This is a genomic window from Limnochorda sp., from assembly GCF_047459355.1.
GTDB lineage: Bacteria > Bacillota > Limnochordia > Limnochordales > Limnochordaceae > Limnochorda.
Window position 1 is genome coordinate 1 of sequence record NZ_VSCV01000038.1, and the last position, 10,838, is coordinate 10,838.

General features: G+C 65.8%; 11 protein-coding genes. 9 read left to right on the forward strand and 2 right to left on the reverse strand.

What is annotated here, in order from left to right:
* Positions 1-27: 27 nt before the first annotated feature.
* A complete protein-coding gene (locus FWJ67_RS09875) occupies positions 28-459 on the reverse strand; it encodes a winged helix-turn-helix domain-containing protein (protein ID WP_414482762.1) in 432 nt (143 codons plus the stop codon).
* 266 nt (positions 460-725) lie between these two features.
* Here FWJ67_RS09875 and FWJ67_RS09880 point away from each other — a divergent pair, with 266 nt between their 5' ends.
* On the forward strand, positions 726-2,201 hold the full coding sequence (locus tag FWJ67_RS09880; RefSeq protein WP_414482763.1) for a nitrilase-related carbon-nitrogen hydrolase: 1,476 nt from the start codon (positions 726-728) through the stop codon (positions 2,199-2,201).
* A gap of 206 nt (positions 2,202-2,407) precedes the next feature.
* Entirely contained in the window at positions 2,408-2,596 is a 189-nt protein-coding gene (locus FWJ67_RS09885) for a hypothetical protein (protein WP_304175073.1), read from the forward strand.
* Between the two features lie 230 nt (positions 2,597-2,826).
* Here the strand turns inward: FWJ67_RS09885 and FWJ67_RS09890 are convergent, their stop codons facing one another.
* The gene (locus FWJ67_RS09890; RefSeq protein ID WP_304175071.1) at positions 2,827-3,342 is read right to left on the reverse strand and encodes a hypothetical protein; all 516 of its coding nucleotides are present in this window, start codon (positions 3,340-3,342) and stop codon (positions 2,827-2,829) included.
* A gap of 823 nt (positions 3,343-4,165) precedes the next feature.
* Here FWJ67_RS09890 and FWJ67_RS09895 point away from each other — a divergent pair.
* The 7 genes from FWJ67_RS09895 to FWJ67_RS09925 all read left to right on the forward strand — a co-directional run bounded on the left by FWJ67_RS09895 (position 4,166) and on the right by FWJ67_RS09925 (position 10,539).
* A complete protein-coding gene (locus FWJ67_RS09895) occupies positions 4,166-5,131 on the forward strand; it encodes a 2-keto-3-deoxygluconate permease (protein ID WP_304175069.1) in 966 nt (321 codons plus the stop codon).
* A gap of 27 nt (positions 5,132-5,158) precedes the next feature.
* Positions 5,159-6,475: a four-carbon acid sugar kinase family protein gene (locus FWJ67_RS09900; protein ID WP_414482404.1), complete on the forward strand. Its 1,317-nt coding sequence runs from the start codon at positions 5,159-5,161 to the stop codon at positions 6,473-6,475.
* 120 nt (positions 6,476-6,595) lie between these two features.
* Positions 6,596-7,603, forward strand: coding sequence for a 4-hydroxythreonine-4-phosphate dehydrogenase PdxA (pdxA, locus tag FWJ67_RS09905; protein WP_369686608.1), 1,008 nt, complete (start codon positions 6,596-6,598; stop codon positions 7,601-7,603).
* A gap of 158 nt (positions 7,604-7,761) precedes the next feature.
* Entirely contained in the window at positions 7,762-8,481 is a 720-nt protein-coding gene (locus tag FWJ67_RS09910; protein ID WP_414482403.1) for a class I SAM-dependent methyltransferase, read from the forward strand.
* Positions 8,482-8,634: 153 nt separating this feature from the next.
* Positions 8,635-9,111, forward strand: coding sequence for a methyltransferase family protein (locus FWJ67_RS09915; RefSeq protein ID WP_414482764.1), 477 nt, complete (start codon positions 8,635-8,637; stop codon positions 9,109-9,111).
* Between the two features lie 388 nt (positions 9,112-9,499).
* Positions 9,500-10,123: an SDR family oxidoreductase gene (locus FWJ67_RS09920; RefSeq protein ID WP_304175058.1), complete on the forward strand. Its 624-nt coding sequence runs from the start codon at positions 9,500-9,502 to the stop codon at positions 10,121-10,123.
* A gap of 125 nt (positions 10,124-10,248) precedes the next feature.
* Entirely contained in the window at positions 10,249-10,539 is a 291-nt protein-coding gene (locus FWJ67_RS09925; protein WP_304175056.1) for a Dabb family protein, read from the forward strand.
* Positions 10,540-10,838: the final 299 nt, after the last annotated feature.

Sequence of the window (10,838 nt, forward strand, 5' to 3'; positions counted from 1 at the left end):
ACTGCTACGCCATCCTGATTCTCGAATTTACACCATCATACCGGACACTACTGGCGACGATTCTTGGACTTCGCTCGGCAACGCAGTGTTTCCTGTTGGGTCTTCGCCCGGTGTTAGTGAAATCTCCTCGGGGTTATCGTCGTCTTGTGAATAGCGTGGCTGCCACATAGCCCAGTTCTCTTCCAGATGGTCTCTTCCCCGAGGCGTGATGCGCCACACGCCAACCGGTTCAGGGTACAAGAACCCCTCGTCGACCAATTGCTTGCGCGCCCACCGGATACGGTTGGGCCACACCGCTGCCCCAGTTTTGGCATAGCGTCTCAGTTTATCTTCCTGGGTCAATTCTGGGAAATATCGTTCTACCCGTGCGGTGGCTTCCTGAACCGAGAGTTCTCCACCTGCGTCGTTGATGACCCTCAACAGGGGAAGGCATATCGATCTCGTTACAGGGATTGCCACCTGTATACCCCCTTCGAGGGACCTAGTTCGAACAAGAACTTCGCTCTCCGGCTTGATCGTCCTCTTGCAAATCCGGCAGGGTCTCGACAGGGTCGCTAGCGGGATACGGTACGTTCAGTGCCGAATGAGAGCCAAAGATTTTGCCGACGTCGCGCGCTGGATTCAGGGCTCGTTGATCGGCTAGGGCATGCGCTGATCGGCGAGCGGCGGTTGCGGCGGGTAGACTCGGGGCTGGCCGACTCTGTTGTCACGGGGTGAGTCCGCACATGGCGAGCCTTGCACATCTTGGCACGTTGCTGCTGGGCGGCGCTCTGCAGATCTTGGGATTCGGCCGCTGGATGGTTGCACCAGCGGCTTGGCTCGCTCCCGTTTTCCTCTTGCACTATGCGCGGGAAGCGCCGCTCGGCGGCCTCGTCGTTCTTTGGCTGGTGCTAGCCCTGGCAGCGGGTGCAAGCAACCGGGGCGTCATTCCTCTGAAAGGCTTGGGCTACGGCGGCGTCGTCGCGGGCATCGCGGCCGCCATGACCGTGCCCTTCCTGATGGACCGCCTCTTTGCGGCACAGCCAGGCGGCGTCTGGTCCACCCTCGTGTTTCCGGTGACCTGGACGGCTGTGGGGTTCCTGACCGCTCGATTCAATCCGTTCGGCACTTGGGGCATGCTGGCCTACACCCAGCATGGCATCGGCCCTCTGATGCAACTGGCTTCCGTGACGGGCATCTGGGGCATCGACTTTCTCATCACTTGGTTTGCAGCTGTTGCCAACTGGGCGTGGGATCTGCACTTCGATTGGAGCTTGATCCAGAACGGCGTGGCCTTTTACGGGGCCGTTCTAGGTCTGGTGCTGGTGGGCGGTGGTCTGCGGCTCGCCCTGGCGCCCCATCGGGCGACGGTACGGGTGGCGGGCCTTGCCTGGCCCGAGGGAGTGCCGGAGTCGGGCGAGTACGAGCGGGTGCTCGCGGCCGTGTTCCGCCAGGCGATCGATGACCAAGTTCGGGAGAGCATGGCGCGCCTGCAGGAGGTCTTCTTTGAGCGCACCCTCCGGGAGGCCCGGGCTGGCGCCCAGATCATTCTCTGGTCCGAGGCCAGTGTGCTGGTGCTGAAAGAGGAGGAGGAGGCGCTCATCGAGCGGGCCAGGAGCCTGGCTCGGGCGAACAACGTGTACCTCTTGATGGGGCTGGCCGTTCTGTCCCCCGGAGCCAACCGGCCGCTTGAAAACAAAGCTGTTTTCGTCAGCTCGGCCGGCGAGGTGATGGCATCGTACAACAAGACCATGGCTGTTCCTGGGCTGGAGCGGCAGCTGATGACGCCTGGTACGGGCAGGATTCCTGTCGTCGAAACCCCTTACGGCCGCGTGGCTTCGCCCATCTGTTTCGATCTCGACTTCCCTCATTTGGTGCGGCAAGTGGGGGTGGCAGGGGCCGATCTTCTGCTGGTGCCGGCGGCGGACTGGGCGGCCATCACGCACCTCCATCAAGCCATGGCCGAGTTTCGCGCCGTCGAGAACGGGACGGCCATGGTACGGGTCACTCGTTCCGGCGGCTCGGGGGCGGTCGACCCGTACGGCCGCCGGTGCGCCTTCCTGGACAGCTATACGACTGAGGACGCGGTTCTGGTGGCCAACGTGCCGGCTCGGGCGGGTAGCCGCACCATGTACACGCGCGTGGGCGACCTCTTTGCCTGGCTATGCGTGTTTGGCGTCGCTGTCTTGGTCGTCCGGGCGGTGGCGGGAATCCTCGGGTAGCCGGGAGCCAGCGGGGCAAGGGAACCCTGGCGGTCAGCGATGCCCCGGTACTGGACGCCAGTAGAGGAGAGCGAGAGGCTGCATTCATGGCGACGATTTGCCACATCACGACCGCATGGGAATGGGCGCGAGCTCTGAAGGGGTGGCCGTGGAAGTACCTTTCCGTTCCCCAGTGCTCAGACCAGCCTGTGTGCACGAGGACGGCTTTGCTTGCCGTCGTCTCTGGCGCCATGGCCGGGGCCCTCTTCAGCCTGGGCGAGCGGAGAACGGTTTTCCCGTACGGCATGATCAACATGCTCTTTGAGTGGGGGGCCTTCGCCGCGGGGGGGCCGGTCTTTTTCGGGATCAAGGGGATTCCGCCATTAGATGCGGTGCGAAACCAGAGGTATTTGTGAGTTGCAACCGCAGCACACCGTGCTCTCTTCCTTGCGGAGCATGGATCCTAGTGCGCGCGGCAAGGCTTCGATCGCTAGAGCGGTGTACATTACAGTGGGCCCATGTACCGACGTGAGCTTGCCGCCAGGACAGCGCATATACCTTGAAATTCCAAAGACGTAGCCGCACCATCGTCACCATCGCCCGGCGAGACGGAGGGGATGACGGCACGAGGTGCCAGCGTCTGGCGTCATCTGTGGATGGCGTGGAGGAACGCCTGGGGCTCGTCGACGGCGAGGACGATCCGGGTGAACCGGACAGGCCGGCTGAACGGGAAAAGGCGTGCCGTCAAGGGCGCGCTGAGCCGCAGCTCGACCAACCCTTCCCGGTGGGGCACGAGATAGAGCGTGTCGTCCTTAGCAAGGTAGAGAGGCCAGGTCTGAGCCGCTGGTGTGACGTCGTGAGGGATGGTCGCCAGGGAATGGGCTGCAACGAGGATAGCGATGGGCACCTCCAGGCGGAAGTAACCGAAGTGGAGCAGAAGCCGGTCGCCGAGCAGCCGGTGCCGCGTGCGGAAGACCCGCATGACAGCGTGGACGATGCCTGTGAGAACAAGGAACCCGAGCCCCGCCGCCACGAACCGCCATGGCGGCGGGAGCACTAAGAAGAGCGCTACGACGACGGTTGTATCAAGGACAACCCACAGGCCCAGGGCGGCGGCCGCGCTTCGCAGGCCGACCGCGTGGCGATGGTAGCTGAACTCCACGGCACCTCCCTCCTCGGAGCGGGCCCGAGCAGTTGGAAACTTAGAATTCCTTCCTCGCATAGAGCCAAACCGAGACGCGCCAGGAGGCCAGCAGCAGGATGATAGGCGCAGTGGCCAGGACGAAAGGTAACGGCAGCTACTGTAGGAACTGAACGACGGCCTCCAACCCCTACAAATTGTACCTGGCGACCAGGTTGTAGACGATCGGGACGACCGTGATGAACAGGAGAAACACGACGAGGAGGCCGATCTGGACGACGGGCGCCGAGCCAGTCGTACGGGAAGACGACCGAGACGACGGCGATCGCGCTGGCTCAAGAAGGACCCCGGATCACCGGCCAGGTGATGCCTCCCTCGCACGCTCCGGGCATAGAATGCCGTGTCTTGGTAAATGGCTATGGCCGATGTCGGGGGCGTCCGACTCCCCGAAGGGAGCAAGTGAGCGTTTGCCTCAACGCGACCACGGTTTAGGAATTCGACTGAGACCAAGGACGGATACGGATATCGAAACAAAACGACGGCAATACGAGTTCCTGTAAGACATGTTGCAAGCCGTGAGGAGAACCATTTCTTGAAGGCCATTGGCGGGGCGGATATAATTGCCACATACAGTCACTCACTGAATGATCGGACTTGACCATGCAGCGACCAGGTGCTGGGTGTGTCCCGTGAGGTGCGGCTTCACTCCCGGACGACCAGCATCTCGGGCGGTTGGGGTTTGGACGACCGCTCGGCGCTGTGAAATGGCAGTACTTTACAAAAGCTCATAGTAGGCTCTGGGTAGGCTCTGGCAGCTGCTTATCGAGGGGAGGCGTCTCATCGCATGGTTCCAATCGTAGCAACACTCAACCGGGTTCCTGGTGGCACGATGCTCATCCCGCTCCTGCTGGGCTCCATCGTCCGCACCTTCGCCCCCGGGTTTCTTGAACTCGGCTCCTTCACCAGCGCCCTTTTCCGGGACAGCGCCCTGCCGCTGATCGCCCTGCTGGTCCTGGCGACGGGGGCTCAGCTCAACCTGCGCCAGAGTGGGCGGGTGCTGGCCAAGGCGGGCACGCTGGTCCTCTTCAAGACTTTCCTTCCGGCCCTGCTGGCCATCGCCTACGGCTACCTATTCGGCCTGGACGGCATCCTGGGGATCTCCCTGCTGGCGTTCATGGTGGCCTTCATCAACTCCAACGGGGGTCTCTGGATCGCCTTGGCCTCCCAGTACGGCGACGAGGAGGACCGGGGGGCGTACATCGCCAGCGCCCTGAACGATGGGCCCTTCTTCACCCTGCTCTTCCTCGGCTTGAGCGGCCTGGGGGCGATCCCCTGGCAGGCCCTGGTGGCGGCCATCGTGCCCTTCATCATCGGCTTCATCCTGGGCAACCTGGACGAGCGGTTCGCCAAAATGATGGAGCCCACCGCGTCCATCACCATTCCCTTCTTCGCCTTCGCCCTGGGGGCCGGCATCGATCTCCGCTCTCTGGCGGTGGGGGGTGCGACGGGGCTGATCTTGGGGGTGCTGGTCTCGGTGGTCACCGGATACCTGGGGGTCTTGGGGTACCGGCTGCTTCTGGGTGAGCGCTCGGCCGTCGGCTTCGCTGTGGGGACGACGGCGGGGAATGCGGTGGTCACCCCGGCCATCGTGGCCCAGGCGGACCCCCGCTTCGCTCCCTTTGTCGAGGTGGCTGCCGCCCAGATCGCCGCGGCGGTGCTGGTGACGGCCATCCTCACGCCCCTCCTCACCCACTACTTCCACCAGCGCTGGAGCGGCCAGCGTCCCGCGCCTTCGGGGGCAAGGGTCTAGGGCGCCTAGGAAGGAGAGGGGGCTATCATGGAGGCACCCTACGCGGTGATCGCTGACGATCTGACGGGGGCTGGCGATACGGGCGTCCAGTTCGCCCACGCGGGCTTGCGCACCCGGGCCCTGCTGGGGGAGTGGGATGCGGCCGCGGTGGGGGGCGTGGACGTGGTGGTGCTCAACACCGAAAGCCGCGCCCTGGGCCCTGCGGAGGCGTACCAGGTGGTGGAGCGGACCGCCGTGCGCCTGCGGGAGGCGGGGGTCGTGCCCATCTACAAGAAGATCGACTCCACCATGCGGGGGAACGTGGGGGCCGAGGTGGAGGCGGTGATGGATGTCTTCGGCCTCAAGCTGGCGGTCATCTGCCCCGCCTTCCCCGCCAACCGGCGCCTGGTGGCGGGCGGCTACCTCCTGGTGGACGGCCAGCCCGTCGCCCGGACCGCCATCGGGCGGGACCCGGTGGCCCCTGTGAAGATGAGCTCCATCCCCGCGCTCCTCGCGGCCCAGTGCCGGCGCCCCGTCCGCCACGTAGGCCTGGACACCCTGGACCAGGGCCGGGAGGCCCTCCGGCAGGCGCTCGAGCCACCGGCCGAGGGGGCCCTGGCGGTGGTGGACGCCGCCAGCGAGGCGGACCTGGCCGCGATGGTGGAGGCCCTCTTTGATGAACCGGGGGTGCTCTTCGTCGGGTCGGCCGGCCTGGCGGCGCCCCTGGCTGAGCGCCTCGCCCAGCGACGGAGGGTGGAAGAGGCCGAGGCGGGCGACCGCAGGGCCCCAGAGGCCCAGCCGCTGGTGGTGGTCGCCTGCGGTTCGGTCAACCCTGTTACCCGGGAGCAGCTGGACGAGCTGGTCCGCTCCGGCGACGTGACCGTGCTCACCGTGGATGTGGAGGCGGCCCTCCGGGGTGGCCCGGCCTGGGACGGGTGGCTGCAGGCGGCCCGAGGACAGATCCGCGCCGCGGCCGCCCGGCCGGGGCAGGCTTTGGTGGTGGCCACCCCAGGCGGGCGGGAGGATGTGGAGCAGGCTCAGCAGATCGGCGCCGGCCTGGGTCTGGAGCCGGCGGCGGTGGCGGGCAGGCTGGCCAACGCGCTGGCTGAGACCGTGATCCAGATGATGGACGAGATCGACCTCGCAGGCGTCATCGCCACCGGAGGTGACACGGCCCGGGCCCTCTTCGCCCGCCTGGGGGCGGCCGGCATCGACCTCAACTCCGAGGTTTTCCCCGGCATCCCCTACGGCACCCTGACCGGTGGGAGCCACCCGGGCCTGCGGGTGGTGACCAAGGCGGGGGGCTTCGGACCGCGCAACGCCCTGGTGGAGGCGGTCCGCTACCTGGAGAGCCTGCCCCTGTGAAGGAGGGAGCACGGGATGGCCAACGTGACTGAGCTGGAGCGAGAAGCTTCCACGGAGGAGCGAACCGCCCCCCAGCCCCAAGCTTCCGGTGGGGAGGCGAGGCCGGTCCTGGCCCTGACCATGGGGGACGTGGCCGGCATCGGGCCTGAGATCGTGGTGAAGGCCCTGGCCCGGCCCGAGGTCCACCAGCGGGCCCGCTGCCTGATCCTGGGCGACGTGGCCGTGCTGGAGAAGCACCTCCGCTTCTGGCCGGAGACGGCGCCGGTCCAGCCCACGGTCCACCAAGTCACCTCCCCTGCCGGGGCCCGCTGGGAGCCGGGGGTGCTTAACATCCTCCAGCCGGGTGAGCCCCTGGGCGAGGTGGCGCCTGGGCGGCTCTCGGCCACCGCCGGCCGGGGGGCGGTGGAGTTCGTCAAGGGCGCGGTGGAGCTGGCCAAGGCGGGGCAGGTGGCTGGGATTGTGACCGCACCCCTCAACAAAGCGGCCATCCACATGGCGGGCTTCCCGTACCCTGGGCACACCGAGCTCTTGGCCGAATCCTTCGGCGCCGCCCGCTACTCTTTGGTGCTCTCCGCCCGGGGCCTCTTCATCTTCCACGTGACCACCCACGTCAGCCTCCGGGAAGCCATCGAGCGGATCACCAAAGAACGGGTCCTGGCCCAGATCCGGCTCGCCCACCTGCTGGCCAAAGCCCTGGGCCAGGAGGAAGCGACCATCGCCGTTGCCGGCTTGAACCCCCACGCGGGCGAAGGGGGCCTCTTCGGCAACGAGGAGGAGGTGGCCATCGGGCCCGCGGTGGAGGAGGCCCGCGCGGCGGGGATCCCCGTTGACGGGCCGCTCCCGGCCGACGTCGCCTTCCCCCGGGCCGCCCAGGGACGCTACCGCTTCGTCATCGCCATGTACCACGACCAGGGCCACGCGGTCTTCAAGAGCCTCTACTTCGATGAGGGTGTTAACATCACCGTAGGTCTCCCCATCATCCGCACCTCCGTCGACCACGGGACCGCCTTCGACATCGCCGGCCAGGGTGTGGCCAACGAGGCCAGCCTGGTCCAGGCCATCGAGCTGGCCGCCCGCCTGGGTCCCAAGTGGGGAGAGATCTGGCGGGAGGCCCAGGCGTTGATCTAGGCCGTCCGTTCCATGGGCCGGACGGCGCCTGAACCCCCCGGCTGAGATCTGGATCTCGACGGGATCTCGTGAGAGGGTTCACCCGAGAAGAGGGGTCCCACCCGGGGCCTTCGCCCGGGTGGGATCGGTCTATCCTCACCCCCGGGAGGGATGGTCTCGTGTATGAAGGGAAGTCCAGTGTTGATGAGATTCGGCGCCGATTTGATCAGGATGTGGAGCGGTTCTCCAACCTGGAGACGGGCCAGAGTGCGACCATCGACGCGCCGCTTGCCCTCGACCTCGTCACCCAGGTGGTGGCCCGGCTCAACCCGAGCGCGACCGCCCTGCTCGACGTCGGGTGCGGGGCGGGGAACTACGCCCTCAAGCTCCTGCAACGCCTGCCCGGCCTCGACGTGACCCTCCTCGACCTGAGCCGGCCCATGCTGGACCGGGCCGTGGAACGGGTGACGCCGGCCACCACGGGGAAGGTGACCGCCATCCAAGGGGACGTACGGGAGGTGGAGCTCGGCCGGGAGCAGTACGACGTCATCTTGGCGGGGGCCGTGCTCCATCACCTGCGCGGCGATCAAGAGTGGGAGCACGTCTTCGCCAAGCTGTACGACGCCCTCAAACCCGGCGGGTCCTTCTGGATCGTCGACCTGATCACCCACGCCATCCCCCAGGTGCAGGAGGTGATGTGGGAGCGCTACGGCGCGTACCTGACCGGGCTGAGGGACGAAGCTTACCGGGATCACGTCTTCGCTTATATCGAGCGGGAAGACACCCCCCGGACGGTCATGTACCAGCTGGATCTGCTCCGGTCCGTGGGCTTCCGCGAGGTGGAGATCCTGCACAAGAACAACTGCTTCGCGGCCTTCGGCGGGGTGAAGGGCCCGTAGGACGGAGGACCGGCTGCCGCAGGACGGCGGGCCGGCGGCACCGCGTGTCGGAGGTGCATCCCATGCGATCCGAGGGCCCCAGGACACGGCGGCCGCCATCACCCGGGCGCTGAAGAGTGCGGCATCCGGGCCATTCCCTGAAGAGGTGCGCCCGTGAAGGGAGGGTTGATGTTGGAGCTCCGAGTACCTCCCGCCATCGTCTGGCTGGTCTGCGCGGTGCTGATGGGCCTTGCCAGCAGGCTGGCCAGCTCGCTGTCCATCAGCATTCCTGCGCCCCTGACGGCAGGCTTCATCGTACTCTGTGTGCTCAGCGGTTGCGGCATGGCCTGGCTGGCCCTCAACGCCTTCTACCAGGCCCAGACCACGACCCATCCCATGCATCCGGACCAGGCCTCGGCCCTCGTGACCGACGGCATCTACCGGTACACCCGAAACCCCATGTACCTCGGCATGACCCTGCTGCTCTTGGCGTGGGCCCTCTACCTGGCCAACTGGGCAGCGCTCCTCGGGGTCGCCCTCTTTATGGCCTACATCACCCGCTTCCAAATCATCCCCGAAGAGCGAGCGCTGCAGCGCATCTTCGGAGAGGAGTACGAGGCGTACCGGCGCTCGGTGCGGAGGTGGGTGTAGAGGGTTCGCGGGGACCATTCCACCGCTTGAGTGTGGAGAACATGGGACCGTGCTGGGGATCGCACGGAGGGTCCCTTGAGACATCGTGCGGGCCTGCGGGGTCACCCATTCTGGAAGCAGGGTCGGCGAGCTCTGGGCGCTAATCTGATGAAGGTCTTCACCCTACGTTTCCAAGCAGAGGTGCTGAACCGTGGCCTCTTACGTGATGCATGAGAATCACGGCAGCATCACGGCGGAGCTGCAGTCGGACCAGGTAGTCTTGAGTGCGTCCCAAGCCTTGAGCGCGCTGGCGGAAGGGCGGGCAGCGGCCACGAGCTAGATCCTGCCCGTTGGGGGGCGTCGGCAGGATGACGTGCATCGATTCAATCTGCCTTTGGGAAGTGCGTTCATGAACATCGCAGTGATTGGCGCAACGCGTGGGATCGGTCTCGAACTGGTGAGAGCGGCCCTGGAAGAAGGGCACGAGGTCACGGCCCTCGTTCGCTCCCCTGCCCGGATGCCGATGAGCCATCGCCGCCTCCACGTGGTCCCTGGGGATGCTCAGGATCCTGACGCCGTGGCGAAGGTGGTCCTGGGGCAAGATGTCGTCTGCGACTGCCTGGGCACGAAGAACGTGTTCACGAAGACCACCCTGTTCTCGCAGAGTGCCGCGAACCTGGCGAAGGCGCTCAAAGCCGAGCAGCTCCTCATCGTCGTCACCGGAATAGGCACCGGAGACAGCCGGGGGCACGGTGGCCTTCTTTACGACCGCCTGATGCTCCCGCTGGTCCTCCGCAGGATCTACGCCGACAAGGAACGGCAAGAACGCATCATCATGAGCCAGGTTGCGCGGTGGATCATCGTCCGTCCCGGCATCTTGACCCATGGGCCCCGAACGGGGCGTTACCGCGCCCTGACGGAGTTGCGGGGGATCCGCGGGGGAACGATCTCACGCGCGGACGTCGCCGACTTCATCCTGTCGCAGGCGAAGACGCCCACCTTTCTGGGCAAGACACCCTTGCTGATCTACTGATCCCTGGCAAGATCCATCCCTGTGGGCAGCTGAGGAGGGTGAGGGACGGTTACCGGGTGCCGAGGATCCCGGCCGGTCAACAACGAAGGACGGAAGCATCTGTTTCCAGGGGGAGGGGCCACAGCGTGGTCGAGCACATTGTGCTTTTCAAGCTGAAGCCGGAGACCACCCAGGCTGAGAAAGAAGAGCTGCTACGGAAGCTGCGCGGCCTGGAAGGTAAGATCGAGGGCATGGTCAGCCTCTCGGCAGGTGAGAGCTTCACGAACCGACATCAGGGGTACACCATCGGGCTTGTCGTCCGCTTCGAGGATCGGGAAGCCCTCGAACGTTACGGGCCGCACCCGGAACACGTGCCCGTGAAGGCGTACGTCGACCAGGTGTGTGAAGACGTGATCGCCGTGGATTACGAGATTTGAGCTCCAGCGACAGAATGGCGTGGCTGGTGGAGATCCAGCAAGGCGGAGCCGTGCCCTTCCTGCGAGGATGGAGCCATACCACACCACGGTGAACGTGATCCACCAGCCCCTGACCCGGACCGCTTCTTCGGCTTCCTTGGGGGTTCCGGGCCGGGTGATGGCCGATCCAGAGGGAGTGGGTCGGAAGGTTGCTCCCGAGATCGGCTCTCACCGGCTCGTGGTAACGCCAGTCTGGACGGAGTGTTTTGGTGAACACGAACACGAAGCGAACATCTGGGGGTGCAAGCGGCTTGGAATGC

Coding starts and splice junctions, on each gene's coding strand:
- FWJ67_RS09880 (WP_414482763.1), top strand. CDS start 726: ATGGCGAGCCTTGCACATCTTGGCACGTTGCTGCTGGGCGGCGCTCTG.
- FWJ67_RS09895 (WP_304175069.1), top strand. CDS start 4,166: ATGGTTCCAATCGTAGCAACACTCAACCGGGTTCCTGGTGGCACGATG.
- FWJ67_RS09900 (WP_414482404.1), top strand. CDS start 5,159: ATGGAGGCACCCTACGCGGTGATCGCTGACGATCTGACGGGGGCTGGC.
- pdxA (WP_369686608.1), top strand. CDS start 6,596: ATGGGGGACGTGGCCGGCATCGGGCCTGAGATCGTGGTGAAGGCCCTG.
- FWJ67_RS09920 (WP_304175058.1), top strand. CDS start 9,500: ATGAACATCGCAGTGATTGGCGCAACGCGTGGGATCGGTCTCGAACTG.